Annotated in this window: 14 protein-coding genes and 2 tRNA genes; 9 read left to right on the top strand and 7 right to left on the bottom strand. The window is 42.4% G+C overall.

What is annotated here, in order from left to right:
• Positions 1-15: 15 nt before the first annotated feature.
• Positions 16-612: a Crp/Fnr family transcriptional regulator gene (locus ACEN9X_RS12585; RefSeq protein WP_413670695.1), complete on the bottom strand. Its 597-nt coding sequence runs from the start codon at positions 610-612 to the stop codon at positions 16-18.
• Between the two features lie 214 nt (positions 613-826).
• On the opposite strand from ACEN9X_RS12585, the gene ACEN9X_RS12590 reads away from it, so the two are divergent.
• Positions 827-1,639, top strand: a complete 813-nt coding sequence (locus tag ACEN9X_RS12590) for an alpha/beta fold hydrolase (protein WP_413670696.1) — start codon at positions 827-829, stop codon at positions 1,637-1,639.
• Between the two features lie 131 nt (positions 1,640-1,770).
• On the opposite strand, the gene ACEN9X_RS12595 is transcribed toward ACEN9X_RS12590, so the two are convergent.
• Both ACEN9X_RS12595 and ACEN9X_RS12600 read right to left on the bottom strand, forming a co-directional pair.
• Positions 1,771-1,842: transfer RNA gene (locus ACEN9X_RS12595), tRNA-Glu, on the bottom strand.
• A 119-nt stretch (positions 1,843-1,961) separates the two neighbouring features.
• A tRNA-Glu gene (locus tag ACEN9X_RS12600) sits at positions 1,962-2,036 on the bottom strand.
• 200 nt (positions 2,037-2,236) lie between these two features.
• Between ACEN9X_RS12600 and ACEN9X_RS12605 the strand changes: the two genes are divergently transcribed.
• From ACEN9X_RS12605 to ACEN9X_RS12630, 6 genes are read left to right on the top strand one after another with little or no spacing between them, the layout of a single operon-like run.
• Entirely contained in the window at positions 2,237-2,518 is a 282-nt protein-coding gene (locus ACEN9X_RS12605) for a DUF427 domain-containing protein (protein ID WP_413670697.1), read from the top strand.
• Positions 2,519-2,524: 6 nt separating this feature from the next.
• Positions 2,525-3,910, top strand: a complete 1,386-nt coding sequence (locus tag ACEN9X_RS12610; RefSeq protein ID WP_413670698.1) for a mercuric reductase — start codon at positions 2,525-2,527, stop codon at positions 3,908-3,910.
• A gap of 11 nt (positions 3,911-3,921) precedes the next feature.
• On the top strand, positions 3,922-4,884 hold the full coding sequence (locus tag ACEN9X_RS12615; protein WP_413670699.1) for an ABC transporter ATP-binding protein: 963 nt from the start codon (positions 3,922-3,924) through the stop codon (positions 4,882-4,884).
• Complete coding sequence (locus tag ACEN9X_RS12620; RefSeq protein WP_413670700.1) at positions 4,877-6,448, top strand: ABC transporter permease/substrate-binding protein; 1,572 nt, start codon at positions 4,877-4,879, stop codon at positions 6,446-6,448. Before ACEN9X_RS12615 ends, ACEN9X_RS12620 begins: the two co-directional genes overlap by 8 nt.
• A 5-nt stretch (positions 6,449-6,453) precedes the next feature.
• Positions 6,454-7,605, top strand: a complete 1,152-nt coding sequence (egtB, locus tag ACEN9X_RS12625; RefSeq protein WP_413670701.1) for an ergothioneine biosynthesis protein EgtB — start codon at positions 6,454-6,456, stop codon at positions 7,603-7,605.
• Positions 7,606-7,633: 28 nt separating this feature from the next.
• A complete protein-coding gene (locus tag ACEN9X_RS12630; protein WP_413670702.1) occupies positions 7,634-8,623 on the top strand; it encodes an L-histidine N(alpha)-methyltransferase in 990 nt (329 codons plus the stop codon).
• 81 nt (positions 8,624-8,704) lie between these two features.
• On the opposite strand, the gene ACEN9X_RS12635 is transcribed toward ACEN9X_RS12630, so the two are convergent.
• The gene (locus ACEN9X_RS12635; protein ID WP_413670703.1) at positions 8,705-9,526 is read right to left on the bottom strand and encodes a phytanoyl-CoA dioxygenase family protein; all 822 of its coding nucleotides are present in this window, start codon (positions 9,524-9,526) and stop codon (positions 8,705-8,707) included.
• Positions 9,527-9,650: 124 nt separating this feature from the next.
• Between ACEN9X_RS12635 and ACEN9X_RS12640 the strand changes: the two genes are divergently transcribed.
• A complete protein-coding gene (locus tag ACEN9X_RS12640) occupies positions 9,651-10,544 on the top strand; it encodes an AraC family transcriptional regulator (RefSeq protein WP_413670704.1) in 894 nt (297 codons plus the stop codon).
• Between the two features lie 94 nt (positions 10,545-10,638).
• On the opposite strand, the gene ACEN9X_RS12645 is transcribed toward ACEN9X_RS12640, so the two are convergent.
• The 3 genes from ACEN9X_RS12645 to ACEN9X_RS12655 all read right to left on the bottom strand — a co-directional run bounded on the left by ACEN9X_RS12645 (position 10,639) and on the right by ACEN9X_RS12655 (position 13,317).
• Positions 10,639-11,295 carry a response regulator gene (locus ACEN9X_RS12645; protein WP_413670705.1) on the bottom strand — a complete coding sequence of 219 codons (657 nt, stop codon included), beginning with the start codon at positions 11,293-11,295 and terminating at the stop codon, positions 10,639-10,641.
• A 51-nt stretch (positions 11,296-11,346) separates the two neighbouring features.
• Positions 11,347-12,147, bottom strand: a complete 801-nt coding sequence (locus ACEN9X_RS12650; RefSeq protein ID WP_413670706.1) for a sensor histidine kinase — start codon at positions 12,145-12,147, stop codon at positions 11,347-11,349.
• A gap of 678 nt (positions 12,148-12,825) precedes the next feature.
• A complete protein-coding gene (locus tag ACEN9X_RS12655) occupies positions 12,826-13,317 on the bottom strand; it encodes a hypothetical protein (RefSeq protein WP_413670707.1) in 492 nt (163 codons plus the stop codon).
• Between the two features lie 687 nt (positions 13,318-14,004).
• Here ACEN9X_RS12655 and ACEN9X_RS12660 point away from each other — a divergent pair.
• Positions 14,005-15,843, top strand: coding sequence for a hypothetical protein (locus ACEN9X_RS12660; RefSeq protein WP_413670708.1), 1,839 nt, complete (start codon positions 14,005-14,007; stop codon positions 15,841-15,843).
• Positions 15,844-15,874 lie beyond the last annotated feature (31 nt).

Consider the following 15,874-nt stretch of genomic DNA (forward strand, 5'->3'; position numbering starts at 1 on the left):
GCCGGCTAATGAGTTTTACCGGCCAACCATTCTTTTACGAATCCGGCTTAGTGATGGTCCCTGGATGCCCAGGTAAGAGGCGATATGATAAAGAGGTACCGCGTTAAAAATATTCGGATGTTTTTCCATCATTTCCCGGTAACGGTCTTCCGGCGTTTTAAACAGAAATCCTTCTGTATTAACCATAACCTCATGAAAGGCCGTTTCGGCGACAATCCTTCCAAATCGTTCCCATTGGTGTGATTGCCCATAAAGTTCGTTCAGGTGATCGACGTGTATGTATAATATAAGCGAATCAACCATCGCTTCAGTATAATAATCGCAGGCTGTCTGGGCTAAAAAGCTTTTATAGGATGCTACAAATTGGTGGTCAGTAAAAAACAGCATATTCTTTTCTTCCCCCGTATTGTTATTTACCCGGTAGATCCTAAACACACCGTTGATAATGAACCCAAGGTGCTTACAAACATTTTTGTATTCGTTATAAAACTCACCTTTTTTATACTGTTTTAATTTCCAGTAAGGCAATGATAAGTCAAATGCTTCCGGTTTCATACCGGCAGATCCTAAAATCGTTCGTAGTAATTCTATCTCTGTTCTATTCTCTGACATATGGTAAAAATATCAATTTTAATAACATTATATACGATAACGGTGTAATGGCCAATAGACATCATTATTACTGATCAATGGTTGTATAGGTTGCTTTATAGGATAGCTTGTTTTGACAGCTTTAAACTGTTTTTCGATTTTAACCTGGGTTAAACTTATCCAGGGCGCATAATCGGATGTTTGTCATGTCCTAAACAATTAGGCATCTCAAATCATGAAAAAACTTATAATAACCTTACTTTCTGTAGCTATAGCTACTATTATGTTTTCATCTTGTTCAAAAAGGAATGATGAAGTAAAACCCGTTGCTAAAAATTATGTACTGGTACATGGCGCATGGCAGGCGCCCTATGTATGGGACGCGGTAAAAGCCAAACTGATCAGTGAAGGGAACAATGTAACGGTTGTAGAACTTCCGGGCCACGGCAGTGATAATACAGTGCCATCAACAATAACTTTAAATCTTTACAGGGATAAAGTGATCAATGCTGTATCAAAAATGAATGGCAAGGTTATCCTTGTTGGGCATAGTCTGGGAGGAATGATCATTTCTTCTGTTGCAGAACAAATACCTACAAAGATCGAAAAACTGGTTTATCTTGCGGCTTACTTACCTGCTTCCGGACAATCATTGTTTAAGCTCGCAAACACAGATCCGGGGTCACAGCTTGGTATACCAGGAAATCTGATTATCGCCGGTCCTATTGCAGATGTGAAACAGGATCAGATTGTAAATATATTTATCCAGGATGGTTCTCCTCAGGTTCAAAACCTTGTGTTGCAGAATTACAGGTCAGAACCCGCAATACCATTGACAGATACCGTAAAATTGACATCTGCTAATTTTGGCTCTGTTGAGAAGGTTTATATTAAAACATTACAAGATCATGTGGTTTCTCCAGGCCTGCAAAACAGGATGATCGCATCCAGTAACGTAAAAACAGTATATCAGTTAAACACCAGCCACTCCGCATTCTTAGCAAAACCGGATTCAGTGGCAATTCTGTTGACTAAAATAGGACATTAATATAGGTGGATATTAAATAACCTAATTGGTCCAGAATGAAATGGCCATTACTTAAAAATAAGGTGATCAACAGTTATCATTTTGTTAATGACTACTAAACGAAACGCGCTGCGAAGCGCGTTTTGTGTTTGTAGCCCGTAGGGGAATCGAACCCCTGTTTGAAGAATGAAAATCTCCTGTCCTAACCCCTAGACGAACGGGCCATTTTTATTTTGTTTCCCATGGCTGGGATCGTATTGTAGCTTAACCGGGTGATTGTTAATGATCCGAACAGTTAAGATATTAAAAAACCCCAGATCTTTCGACTTGAGGTTTTGTGTCCTGGTAGCCCGTAGGGGAATCGAACCCCTGTTTGAAGAATGAAAATCTCCTGTCCTAACCCCTAGACGAACGGGCCATCTTTTTAAGATGATTTTCCCTTGATTTGGGATTGCAAAGATAGGTATTAGGTAATAAAATCAAAATGTTTTTTCAAAAAAAACAAATCGCATCATAAAAGCGTCTGTTTTTCAATGAAATAAATTAAAATTGACCGCATAGACTTGCAATCTTTGCCGGGTTAGGGCTATCTTTATTCCATAAATCAATCATCTTTTTATGAAAGCTATCTGGAATAACCAGGTCATTGCCGAAAGCAATGACACTATTGTTGTTGAAAATAATCATTATTTCCCTAAAGAAAGTGTTAAGACCAAGTATCTTAAGCCTTCCGATGTGCATACCACCTGCCCATGGAAAGGCCTGGCATCATATTATTCGCTTGAAGTTGACGGAAAAGAAAACCAGGATGCGGCCTGGTATTATCCCGAGCCTAAGGATGCCGCAAAAAACATTACCAATTATGTGGCGTTTTGGAAAGGTGTAAAAATTACCGAATAAAAAACTATGAAAACTTACGATGCCATCGTTATAGGTGCCGGTCAGGCCGGCGGTCCCTTAGCTAAACGATTAGCTAAAGCCGGAAAAAAGACTGTTTTAATTGAGAAACGATTTTACGGCGGCACCTGCGTTAATGATGGCTGTACGCCCACCAAAACCATGGTTGCTTCGGCAAAGGCGGCTTATATGGCTGGTAAAAGCCATGAGCTGGGCGTGCCTGTAAAAAAGTTTTCGGTTGATCTGGCAGCCATCAAAAAACGCAAGGACGAAATTGTACTACGCTCGCGTAATGGTGGACTAAAAGCCGCCGAAAAGACACAAAACCTGGATGTAATATTCGGTGAGGCAGTTTTTGCCGGTGAAAAAACGGTGGAGGTTAGGCTCAACAGCGGCAAAAAGCAAACGATTACAGCCGATCTTATCTTTTTAAACCCCGGTGCATTGCCTTTGGTCCCCGAGATTGAGGGATTGAATGAGATAAAATATCTCAACTCAACTACCATACTTGATTTGGAAGAGGTACCGGAACACCTGCTTGTACTTGGCGGTAATTATATCGGTCTGGAGTTTGGACAGATGTTCCGGCGCTTTGGCAGCAAGGTTACTATCCTGGAAAAATCAGACAGGATAGTATCACATGAGGATCAGGATATTTCTGAAGAAATGCAGAAGATCCTCGAAATGGAATCTATCACGATTCACAATAACACGCAGGCCATTAAGTTTAAACAAAAAGCGGGCGGCAAAATAACGGTAACCATATCCCGGAAAGGGGAGGAGCGGAAAATTAAATGCACCCATGTGTTGGTAGCCATTGGCCGCAAACCGCAAACGGAGGCGCTGAACCTGCCCGCTGCCGGGATCGAAACTGATGAGCATGGAAACATTAAGGTAAATGATACGCTGGAAACCACTGCTGCCGGCGTTTATGCGCTTGGCGATGCAAAAGGTGGTCCGGCTTTTACACATATATCCTATAACGATTATACCATTGTTTATCGTAACCTTTTTGAAGGTACAAGCTATAGTATAAAAGACCGCCCGGTGCCTTATTGTATGTTCACCGACCCGCAATTAGGCAGGATTGGGATTGATGAAACCAGTGCAAAAAAACGGGGCATCAAATATAAAGTGGCAAAAATACCCATGGCACATGTGGCACGTGCTATTGAAACCGGCGATACAAGGGGCTTTATGAAAGCCATTGTTGACCCGGACACAAAAGCGATCTTAGGCGCAACCGTGCTCGGCCCGGAGGGCGGCGAGATCATGACTGTGCTGCAAATGGCCATGGAGGGTGGCATTACGTACGACAGGATCCGCTATTGTGTTTTTGCCCATCCCCTGTATTCCGAATCGCTTAATAACCTTTTCATGACCCTTGGGGATTAAAACCGGCGCGCATGATTAAAGTTGACAATGTAAGCAAACATTTTGGCGGGGTTAAAGCGGTTGATGGCGTATCATTTGAGGTACAGGATCAGGAGAATCTTATTCTTTTAGGCACCAGCGGCTGCGGTAAAACCACCACGCTGAAAATGATCAACCGGCTTATTGAGCCAACAAGTGGCGCTATTTATATCGACGGCAAAAATATTATGGAGCAAGAGCCAGAAATTCTGCGCCGTGGAATAGGTTATGTGCTGCAAAACAATGGGCTGTTTCCGCACTATACCGTTGCTCAAAATATAGCAGTTGTTCCTAACCTGTTAAAATGGGACAAGCAAAAAACAGAAAAACGCACGGCCGAACTGATGGAGAAACTTCACCTGGATGCTTCCTATTTAAACGTTTATCCTAAAGAATTAAGCGGCGGCCAGCAGCAGCGTATCGGCCTGGCAAGGGCATTAGTGTCTGATCCGCCGGTATTGCTGATGGATGAGCCTTTTGGCGCGCTGGACAATGTTACCCGCTCAAAAATCCATGCTGAGTTTAAAGCGCTTGATGAGTTGAAACGTAAAACCATCATCATGGTAACGCACGATGTGCAGGAAGCTTTTGAACTGGCCGACAGGATTTGCCTAATGGATAAGGGGAAAATTGTGCAGTCGGGCACACCGGCCCAGTTACTATTTGATCCTGTTAATGATTTTGTAAAGGATTTCCTGAAACATCAGCGCCTGCAACTGGAATTTAAGGCCATTAAACTGATTGACCTCTGGGAGTTGTTACCTGAGTTGAACAAAGAAGCAAAAGCCTCGTCATTTGATGCCGGTATTAACCTGTGGGAGGCTCTGGAGAGTTTTAAATTTAACAATGGTGAAACTATCAACATCAGCAAAGATCAGAATGAGATTAAGACTGTAAATTTTGAGCAACTGATGTCGGCCTTTTATCAATATAAAAATCACCAGGCACATGAATGAGCAGCAGCAAAACTTGTGGCAGTTTATGCAACAGCAGGCCGGCAAATTGCAGGAGCAAACCCTGCAGCATATCGGGCTTACTTTTATTTCGCTGTGTATTGCCGTGTTGATTGGTTTGCCGCTGGGAATCCTTATCGTTCGCAGAAAGCAACTTTCCGGTATTGTTTTAGGTGTTGCCGGGGTGCTGCAAACTATCCCGAGCATCGCACTGCTTGGTTTTATGATCCCACTATTAGGCATTGGCCCAAAACCGGCTATCGTCGCCCTGTTGCTATATGCGTTATTACCCATTATCCGCAATACATACACGGGTATTTTAGGAGTTGATGCGGCTGTTAAGGAAGCGGCTTTGGCCATGGGCATGAGTAAATGGCAAATCTTGTTTAAGGTAGAGTTGCTTCTGGCCATGCCTGTAATATTTGCCGGCATCCGCACGGCTACGGTAATTAACGTTGGGGTGGCAACACTGGCTTCGCTCATTGCGGCTGGAGGTTTGGGCGAGTTTATTTTTGGCGGGATTTCGCTTAATAACACCAATATGATTTTGGCAGGTGCAATCCCCTCTGCGCTGCTGGCTGTCATCTTCGATCTGTTGTTATCGATGGTGCAAAAGATCAGCTTTAAAAAGTTAAAGAGGGTTGTTTATGTATTTCCAATACTGCTGATAGTTTTATGCCTGTTTTACATCGTTCCCGCAAAATCAGAGGGGAAGCTTATAGCCGGTTTTACGCCCGAGTTTATGGGCAGGCAGGATGGCGATTTGGGCCTCCGGAGTAAATATGGCTTAAAGATCCACACTATCGTCATCAGCGATGCGGTGATGTACAAAGCTGCATTTGAAAAGCACCTGGATGTCATTAGCGGATACTCAACCGATGGCAGGTTAAAAGCTTATAATTTGGTTGTGCTGGATGATGATAAACATATTTTTCCGCCATATTATGCGGCGCCTATTGTGCGCGATGAAGTCCTTAAAAAATTTCCTGACCTTGAGCAGACATTAAACTTGCTCGCCGGCAAAATAAATGATTCAGTGATGACGGTTTTAAATTACCGTACCGACTATCTTCACCAAAGCCCCGAGCGTGTTGCAAAAGATTTTTTGGTTGCCAATAAATTGTGGCGACCAGAGAAGGGTGGGAGTGATGGCGTTGTGCGGATAGGTTCAAAGATATTTGGTGAGCAATACATCCTGGCCAATATGTACAGCATGCTGATAAAGGGATATACCGATCATGAGGTATCGACAAAAACAGGCCTTGGCGGCACTAAAATTTGCTTTGATGCGCTAACCAATAACCAGATAGATTTTTACCCCGAGTATACGGGTACAGGTTTGCTGGCCATTTTACAGGCATCGCCAAAAATAGTTAATGAGGTAACAATAAACAGGGATAGTACATACAATTACGTACAGCGACAGTTTGAAAGTAAGTATCAGATAAAATGGCTTAAACCCATTGGTTTTAACAACGCGTATGCTTTAATGATGAGGCAGCAGCAGGCCAGGCAATTGGGTATTAAAACAATTTCAAACTTAAAGCAGTTCTTGGATAGGAAGTAACATCAATGGATTTAATAGCCCGGTACAAAGAGGTACGTCAGCGTACAGAAAAAATTTGCTTTTATCTTCAAACGGAAGACTATGTAGTGCAGCCCGTGGTGGATGTTAGTCCGCCCAAATGGCACATTGGTCATGTTACCTGGTTTTTTGAAACTTTTATTCTTAAGCCTTACTTCATGGGCTACCAGGAATATAATCCTGATTATAATTACGTTTTTAACAGCTACTATGAAACTGTTGGCACACGCGTTATCCGTACCGACAGGGGTAACCTGAGCCGCCCTACAGTTGTTGAAATTTACAGCTACCGTAAGTATGTTGATGAAGCCATGGAAGGCTTTTTGAGTGGCGGAGTAAGTAACGATGTTAAAGAACTGCTTATCCTGGGCTTTAACCACGAAGAGCAGCACCAGGAGCTGTTAATGACCGATATTAAATTCATATTGGGGCATAATCCGCTGTTTCCTGCTTATAATAAAAACTATGCTGCTCCGCATATTGATGAAGGGGGAAATGATGTTTTTATTAACATAGATGAGGGTATTTATGAAATAGGTTTTAACGGCGATGGTTTTTGTTTTGACAATGAGCTTAACCGTCATAAAGTGTACCTTAACGCTTACCAGATAAGCCCTAAGCTGGTGACCAATGCCCAATACCTGGAATTTATAATCAGTGGCGGTTATCATGATTTCCGTCACTGGCATGCCGAAGGCTGGGATTGGGTAAAAACCAATAAAGTTGAAGCCCCTTTGTATTGGCACCTGATAGATAATGAATGGCATAATTATACCTATCATGGTTTGGAAGCCCTGCATTTAAAAGGTCCGGTTACGCATATCAGCTATTTCGAAGCCTATGCCTATGCATCATGGAAGGGATTAAGACTGCCTACCGAATTTGAGTGGGAAGCTGCATCCTCAAAATTTAACTGGGGCCGCCGCTGGGAATGGACGGAAAGTTCATACCTGCCTTACCCCGGTTTTGCCAAAGCGCCGGGTGCTATAGGCGAATACAATGGCAAGTTTATGGTTAACCAAAAAGTTTTGCGTGGTGCGTCGGAAGTTACGCCCCCCGGTCATAGCCGTGCAACATACCGCAATTTTTTTCAGACAAATTTACGATGGCAATTTACTGGCATAAGACTTGTGAAGTAAATTGACACAAAAACCACCACCATCACTTATGAACCAGGTATTTACACCAACAGCCGTTAATTGTACCATAAGCGCCGAAAACATGCAGTTTTATGCTGATGTTATAGCAGGATTGCAAGCGGAGCCCAAGCATCTTAACTCCAAATATTTTTATGATGTAAATGGCGATAAGTTATTCCAGGAGCTCATGAACTGCCCTGAATATTATCCCACCAATTGCGAGCTGGAGATCTTTTCAGAAAAAACTGCCGAGATCTGCGATGCACTGATTGCTGATGGTGATGCTTTTGACCTGATAGAGCTCGGAGCGGGTGATGCTATGAAATCTACTTATCTGCTTAAATATCTGCTGGATAAAAAGGCCGATTTTACTTACCTGCCTATAGATATCTCTGATAATGTTATCTCGTACCTCAATATAACTTTGCCTGTAACCTTGCCCGGTTTAAAGATCACCGGACTTAACGGCGAGTATTTTGAAATGCTGAATAAGGCCGCTGCTATTTCACCAAGGCGCAAAGTTGTGTTGTTTTTGGGCTCGAACATTGGCAATATGCCGCTTGATGAAGCTATTGAATTTTGCCGCGAATTAAGGAACAACCTATCAGAAGGAGACATGGTACTGATTGGGATAGACCTGAAAAAAGATCCGCGCGTTATCCTTGCGGCGTACAATGACAAAGATGGTATTACCCGCGAGTTTAACCTCAACTTGCTTCGCCGCATTAACCGTGAATTACATGCTGATTTTGATATAGCTCAGTTTGAACACTATCCAACGTATGACCCTGAAACCGGAGCCTGCAAAAGTTACCTCATCAGCTTGCAGGATCAACAGGTTATGATAGGAAGCGAAAAAATAGATTTCAAAAAGGATGAATATATCTACATGGAAATCTCTCAAAAATTCACCCTCATGCAAACCGATCAGATAGCTATAAATACAGGCTTTCAGCCCGTGGGCCAATTTTTTGATACCAAAAAATGGTTTATTGACGCGGTTTGGGTGGCAGCGTAAACCTCACCCAACCCTCTCCAAAGGAGAGGGCTTTTAAAAATTACTTTAAAGTCTCCCCTTTGGGGGGAGATTTAGAGGGGGTTACAGCACTTTCGGGTTCAACTCCGAATCTATCAGCCCGCCAATAGGTTTACTCATCAGCCATTTATGATGATCATTTCGTTGCCAGTCATTTTTGTAAGGGGTGACACGGGCGCCATCGGCCACGTAAATGATGGTCATCACCTCACGCATTTTATCCGAATTGTTGCCCGGCGCATTGTGGATGGTAAAGCCCCGGTGCCAGGTTGCATCGCCGGCTTTCATGGTTTTGGCGCGGGTTATTTCAAATCCTTTCTCTTTAACATAATCATCAAACGCTGATTCTGATTCGTCAGAAATTTCGGTGTTAAATACGGCACCGTCAACATATGAGCCAGATGCAAAGGTTAACATGCCCATATTAACATCTATATCAACCAATGGCATCCATAAGGTTACCGTATTATTGGTATCGATAGGCCAGTAGTATTGATCCTGGTGCCATGGGGTGGGGCCGCCGCCGGGTTCTTTAAACAGGGCCTGGTCATGATAAATGCGTACGTTTTCAACCCCCATCAGGTCGGCAGCAATTTTGGCGAGGCGTTTGGCCATTACAAAGGTTTTAACATCCTCGTCAACCTGCCAAAGGTTCATGATTTGCAAAAACGCTTTACCATAGGTGTCACGTTCTTCCAGTTTGCGCTTTTCGGTATTGTACCTGTCAGCGGCGCCAACAATTACAGGGCGGTAAGCAGCAATCTCATCTTTTGTAAGCACTTCGTGTACAAGGGTATGGCCTTTTTCACGAAATTCATTAATATTGTGGTTGGATAGTTTTATAAAATTATCAAGTGACGGTAAGTGAGCGATCTGTGTATTCATAGCTTTTAGGTTTATTTTTCAAAGTAAGATTAACTTTAGTTGAAAAAAAATGAAATGAATGGTACATTTATGGGTGATTTTATCCGTAATTTGAGTTATAATTTTATTTACGTTAAAATATGCAATGATAAAAGCGTCGTACGAAGTTCTTCAGCCCACAAATACGCAATCATTTCTTGTGCGGAAATTTGATAAGCTGGCATTTGATGCCCCTTACCATTTTCACGAAGAATATGAGCTGACGTGTATCATCAGTGGCAATGGCAAGCGCTATGTTGGCAGCCATATGGAGGATTTTGTGTCTGGTGATTTGGTTTTGCTTGGGCCTAACCTGCCTCACTGCTGGAAATTGGAGCCCAATGAAACAGTGCTTCGCGAGGCAAGTGCCGTAGTGATCCAGTTTAATGACGCTTTTTTGGGCGAGGAGTTTTTTAACAAATTTGAGCTCCAGTTAATCAAGAGGCTTTTTCAGCAAAGCGGTTGCGGTGTATCGTTTTATGGTGAAACCTGTGCTGAAGTTAAAAAATTGCTGCTTAGCCTGGTTGAGGAGAAAAGCAATTTCAGGATGCTGATAGGCTTACTGGAAGTTTTGCACCGCATGGCTTCGTCAGAAGAGTATGTACTGCTTGATCAGAACCGCATTATAGGCGAGCGTTCAAATACTGAGCGCGAAAGGATTAATCCGGTATTTGCTTACCTGGTTGAAAATTTCAGAAAACACGTATCGTTAGATAAGGCGGCCAGTATAGCCAACATGACCCCCAATGCATTTTGCAAATACTTTAAAAAAGTTACCCGCAAAACATTCATGGAAACCATAATTGAGTACCGCCTTAATTATGCCATACAGCAACTGGTGCAAACGGATAAACCTATTTCAGAAATTTCATTTGAGAGCGGCTTTGGTGATGTATCGCACTTTTATAAAATGTTTAAAGCCAAAATGAACCTGAGCCCGCTTAACTACCGCAAAAGGTTTATGCGCAACCTGGCAGGCGATAAAAAGCTATCAGCGTAGTTGGGAGTCAGAAGTCGTAAGTCAAAAGTCCTGAGTTATGGTTGCTTTTTCCGATTCTTACTTAATACTTAGAACTAAAGACTTGAGACTAACATCACGTTACATTGATAATGCCGCGTTTAATGGCGTAAATAACTAATCCCACTAAATTCTTCGATCCGGTTTTTTCAAAAAGCCTTGCGCGGTAGCCCTCAACAGTGCGAACGCTCAGGAAAATTTTATCGGCTATTTCCTGGTTGGAGCATTCCTGGCAAACCAGCTTGAGCACTTCAATTTCGCGCTCGTTAAGGTCGGTTTTGTTATTGGGGATGCTATCTGTCTGATCATTGCCTACCAGTTGTTTGATGAGCGTTATGGACAGGTGTTCGTTAAAATAAAAACCCTTATTGTAAACGGTAGATACGGCCTCGATGATCTCTTCCGGTTCGGCATTTTTAAGCAGGTAGCCCGATGCTCCTGCCTTCATCATATCCACAATATATTTGTCTTCGTTGAACATGGATAACGCCAGGATCTTAATGTCTTTAAAATGCTGATGAACATGGGTGGCTGTTTGGATGCCATCCATTTCGGGCATTTTAATATCCATCAAAATAACGTCAGGGGTTTTGTCGGTTAATAAGCCTATCAGTTCTTTTCCGTTCGAGGCTTCGAGTACCAGCTCAAAATCCCCGCAATCTTCAAGGGTAGCTTTTAAACCATTTCTGAAAATCTTATGGTCGTCTACTATACCTAATTTAATTGGGCCCATAGGTTGTTAACAAAATTCAAATAATCAATAAATATAGACTATTGGTTTTAACTATGCTACTTTTAATTTAATGATTGTGATAGCTCCGCTTAGTGGCTTGCTATATGTATTTATTTCACCGTTAATGAGTTGCACCCGGCTCTGTAAATTTTTAAGGCCGAAACCCTGCTTAACATCGCCCATATTAAAACCCTTGCCGTTATCTTTAAATTCCATGACAAGGTAGCCGGAATCTAAAGCCATATTGAGGTTAATAATGGTGGCTTCCGAGTGTTTTATGGCGTTGCCAAATAGTTCCTGCGCTATGCGGTACATGGCCAGTTCAATTTCATTGGGGAAACGTTTATCGGCAAAATTTTTAGAGAACTTAACCTTAATGTGCGTATTGTTTTCAACTTTGGTACATAGTGCTTCAATAGCCACCAGTAAGCCATAATCGGTAAGGATAGGGGGCAAAACGTTTTGTATGATGTTCCTGATCTCCTGGATACATTCATCGGCCAGTTTGCGGGTGTCCATCAGCAGGGGCTGGGTTACTTCGTTTACGCAGTTTTTATCCAATCGGTGCAGGTTGAGTTTGATAGCCGAAAGCACCTGGCCAACACTATCATGCAGGTCTTCGGCCAGGCGACGGCGTTCACTTTCCTGGGTTTCAAAAACGGCATTCATCAAATCGGTTTGCCGGGCATCGTGCAGGGCACGTAACTCTGCCTGGTTTTTAAGCATCCTTCGTTGGTATACAATTACAAAGAAGAATAAAAAAATAATCAATACAACCACCACAAGTGTCCCGATGATCAGAACTGGGATAAGGCCGTTTTCGGATACTTGTAAGATTGGGTTGTTATACATGGTTATTATATATACAAACCTAAATTTATGACGTTTTTTGTGGTTTGCATAGTAAACCTGTCGAATATAATATATTAGCTATAATATTCGTAACACTATGGATTATGTAATAATTATGTTGTTCGGTTTTTGGAATACGATCCAGGAGCATAAATAGAAAAATATTAACCGCTGAATAAAACAATATTCCTGTGTTTATCCAAAATAACCCCAGTTTTTCAATGTGTATAAATTCTTGAGGGTTAAGTAATTGGTAGAAATAGCAAAGAGACAAGGTTATAAGAAGGACACCAAGGGAGGTGTTTGAAACCGACGGATATTGATCTAAATTGTGATTATAAACAATCATTATAATTGCAACTATACATGCCAGTATAATTGTTATATTCTTTAAAATAATTTTTTCAAACAGCTTGTAGTATATAATAGTATAAAAGATCAGGCTTATTACAATGTATATATGGATTATATACATATCATTTTTTGTTCCAATTTCTTGCGCAACCCATAATGTTACATCAACCACAAACGAGAATGCGAATAATGCAAAAATTATCTTCAATAAATTGTTAAGGTTCCTGAATTTCAGTAACGCCGCGGCAATAGGGAAAATACCCGATATAACCGAGAGGATTTCTAACTGTCGCGTATAATTGATAGACATTTTGGAATATTTGATTATGCTGTTTGGCCTGTGAGTCTGTTTTGCGGACATCCAGATGAGCCGGGGCATGGCATCGATTGCTCCCCAAGTATATTAGAAGTAGTCGCAGACATCAACGCAAAGGTTTGTACGCCTTCAGCTGATTTGGCTTTGGGAGCATTATCTTCAGGTAACTGATCTTCGCCTGTTTCCAAAACCCCGGTTATAATAAAATGCTGCTGCCCGCCAACGTTGGCAATTACAGATAATAAAAAATTGCTTATCGCTATCCAGAATTTTTGCCAGCTGTTGAGCCTTTGATCATTAGCATAGTAAATGCGTATCCCCATACAATCGGGCTGATTAAGTATGGTATTTAATATTTCGCGGCCAAAAAATTGTGATATATTATCTTTAGGGTTACGTTGCCTGTGGTTTTCTGTCCATTGTGCAGCTAAATCAAGTTCAATTGGTGCCCCTTCGTGGCCGGTGATGGGTGATAATGGTCTTTTTTCTTGTGTTTCCATAAAAAATAATAGCGTGTTGGGATTTAGTTTGTATAAAACTAATATTAATAAGCATCTCTTTCAATTATATCCCCGGTCATATAAGCTACAATAGATTTTTGATCTGATTTTATGTTATTGATTATTAAGAAATTACAAATAGATTGCGTTTTAATACCCACGTATTATGCGTACTTTTACGTATCAGAAACTGTAATCTTACGTGGCTGTAAACAAGTGCTTTTTGTGATTTTCCTCTCTAAAATATAGTGTTTTAAATAGCAAAAGTTTTTTATTAAATTATAAATATTATTTATTAAATTGCTTTAAGTAGTGTTAATATAACTATTCCCGTTTTGCGAAATGTTAGAGTGAGTTAGTTAAACATGAAACAAGATCACACAGGCCTTTACTGAACCATTAACAAACCAAAATTTATGAGCCTGCGCCTTTCCCTCTGATCAGGAAGGCGCTTTTTTATACAAAAACGTCCCCTAAAGCGTAATTCTACGCCTCGTTCATGTTGATGATACGTTTTTATATCGCGTACCACTACAGGCTATAATAGCGTAGTGGCAACGTTGATTGCGTAACGGTTTTGCCCAAACTTTGATCCAGCAAATAAGCCGTACATCTGCTTGCTTGCGGTGGAGTATGCTGAAAATCCAGTTTAAAGAGTAAGCCGGTACAAATACTAATCAAAAACTTATGAACTACATTATTAAAGGGAACCTTCGCGGTTTGTTATGTTCGGACTGCGAACTGCCTGTTGCGGGCACATCGGTAAAAGTTTATCGCCCTTCTGATCTGCAAAACGAAACCCGGCTTGCGGTGGCCGATCCCAAGCAAACCTTTCACCAGGTAAATGATGATGAACTAAAGGCAAAGGAACGGCTGTTCATTACCCAGGCCGATGTGCAGGAGAACGGCGATTTCACCATCGAAATTGACGGAGGAAAATCCGGTTACGAGGGTGGTAGTATTGATGTGGATTGGTATTGCGGCAATGTCCCTTTCAAAATTCCATTGCCTAAAAAAGGCCCGGCATTGCAGTTTCATATCACTACGCTGCAACCCCTGTATAAAAGCAGCCAGGAAAATGCTCAATATGCAAGATTTGATTATAAAATAGATTCCAAATGGTTTTGCCGCATCCTTACCCTGTTAGATATCTGGGTAGTTTGCGGTTATGTAAACGATTGTGAAACCCAAAAGCCAATCCCCGGCGTTAAGGTTTTTGCCTACGATGTCGACCTGCTGCAAGACGACTATTTGGGCAACGCCTATACCGATAACAACGGAAAATTCACTATTGTATATCCCGGCGACAATTTCAGGAAAACCTTATTACCTTGGCTTAATGTGGAATGGCCCGCCGGTCCTGATTATTATTTCAGGGTTGAAAGCTCATCAGGCACCGTACTCCTGGCCGAAGACCGTACCCGCGGTCGCCAGAACGACAGGCATAATGCCAACAACTGTTTCTGCGTAAAGCTTTGCATTAAAGGAGGCGGCATCATTACCAGTGATACGCCATGGTTTACTTCAGTTGGGAATTTTAGTATTACATCTGATATTGATGCAGGCGGCAAAACCCTCATGAGCAAATTTGGAGCGGGTGGCATCGGCTACGGTTTCTTCGGTTCGGTGAAGCTGGGAGGCTACGCCACCAAAAAGGTGCCCACCGCGCCTGCCAGCCCGCTTTATTACCGCTTTTTGTTCTCGACCGATAATGTGAACTTCAGCCCGGTAACTACTGCCCAAATGGAAGCTACGGCCTTAAAGGTTGCCACCCGGCAAATTACCTGGAACGGCACTACCGCATTTCAGGATGTAGTGATCGATATCAACCAACCGGCCTCTGTGCCAGATAGTATTCCGGCCGATAACTACCCTAATCCAATCCCCGATCATGTGCTGCATCCTGACGCTAACGGCTGGGTACGGGTTGATCAGCCTGCGCTTGATAATGGCTTTTATGGTTCGCTGTTTTATTTAAACACTACTACCATTATTGGCGGCGGTGACGCCAGTGCTGGGTTAACGCCTGGTTTAGCTGTGCCCGTTGCAGATCAGAAAAACGGAAGAATGTTATACATACAATTTCAAACCACTGATGATCCCGCCAATCCAGCTTCGCCAAACCTTAACACACAATCACTCATCGGTAAGATCTACGTGAATAACTGGAACGAGGTGAGCCTGCTGAAACTGGAAGAGCTTTTTGCCGGAGGCGGCAGCGGCTGTACTCCGGTAAGCGGCGCAGCACATGCCGATTACACGGTAGATCATGAGCTGATTGCCAGCTGGTCGCTGGGTGTTTGGTCGAACGCTACAGGTACCGTAAGTGGCTTACCCAGCGGAACAACTCCGCGCGGTGACGCCCAAAAGTTTAACCTGGCCGCACCGGCCCCATTTGTTTTAACTCCTCCTTTCAGCGCATGGCCTTCATGTGCATATAGCCTAACCCTGACAACCTATCGCAAATTAACCACAGGCGAAAGTAATGACTGGGCAAAAACGAACCAGGTTATCTTTTGTAAGTAACCTGCATGTGGACGGGGAAGAGGGTGCCGTT

Origin of the sequence: Mucilaginibacter sp. Mucisp86, assembly GCF_047324315.1 — a bacterium.
Classification (GTDB): domain Bacteria; phylum Bacteroidota; class Bacteroidia; order Sphingobacteriales; family Sphingobacteriaceae; genus Mucilaginibacter.

Coding starts and splice junctions, on each gene's coding strand:
- ACEN9X_RS12585 (WP_413670695.1), bottom strand. CDS start 612: ATGTCAGAGAATAGAACAGAGATAGAATTACTACGAACGATTTTAGGA.
- ACEN9X_RS12590 (WP_413670696.1), top strand. CDS start 827: ATGAAAAAACTTATAATAACCTTACTTTCTGTAGCTATAGCTACTATT.
- ACEN9X_RS12605 (WP_413670697.1), top strand. CDS start 2,237: ATGAAAGCTATCTGGAATAACCAGGTCATTGCCGAAAGCAATGACACT.
- ACEN9X_RS12610 (WP_413670698.1), top strand. CDS start 2,525: ATGAAAACTTACGATGCCATCGTTATAGGTGCCGGTCAGGCCGGCGGT.
- ACEN9X_RS12615 (WP_413670699.1), top strand. CDS start 3,922: ATGATTAAAGTTGACAATGTAAGCAAACATTTTGGCGGGGTTAAAGCG.
- ACEN9X_RS12620 (WP_413670700.1), top strand. CDS start 4,877: ATGAATGAGCAGCAGCAAAACTTGTGGCAGTTTATGCAACAGCAGGCC.
- egtB (WP_413670701.1), top strand. CDS start 6,454: ATGGATTTAATAGCCCGGTACAAAGAGGTACGTCAGCGTACAGAAAAA.
- ACEN9X_RS12630 (WP_413670702.1), top strand. CDS start 7,634: ATGAACCAGGTATTTACACCAACAGCCGTTAATTGTACCATAAGCGCC.
- ACEN9X_RS12635 (WP_413670703.1), bottom strand. CDS start 9,526: ATGAATACACAGATCGCTCACTTACCGTCACTTGATAATTTTATAAAA.
- ACEN9X_RS12640 (WP_413670704.1), top strand. CDS start 9,651: ATGATAAAAGCGTCGTACGAAGTTCTTCAGCCCACAAATACGCAATCA.
- ACEN9X_RS12645 (WP_413670705.1), bottom strand. CDS start 11,295: ATGGGCCCAATTAAATTAGGTATAGTAGACGACCATAAGATTTTCAGA.
- ACEN9X_RS12650 (WP_413670706.1), bottom strand. CDS start 12,147: ATGTATAACAACCCAATCTTACAAGTATCCGAAAACGGCCTTATCCCA.
- ACEN9X_RS12655 (WP_413670707.1), bottom strand. CDS start 13,317: ATGGAAACACAAGAAAAAAGACCATTATCACCCATCACCGGCCACGAA.
- ACEN9X_RS12660 (WP_413670708.1), top strand. CDS start 14,005: ATGAACTACATTATTAAAGGGAACCTTCGCGGTTTGTTATGTTCGGAC.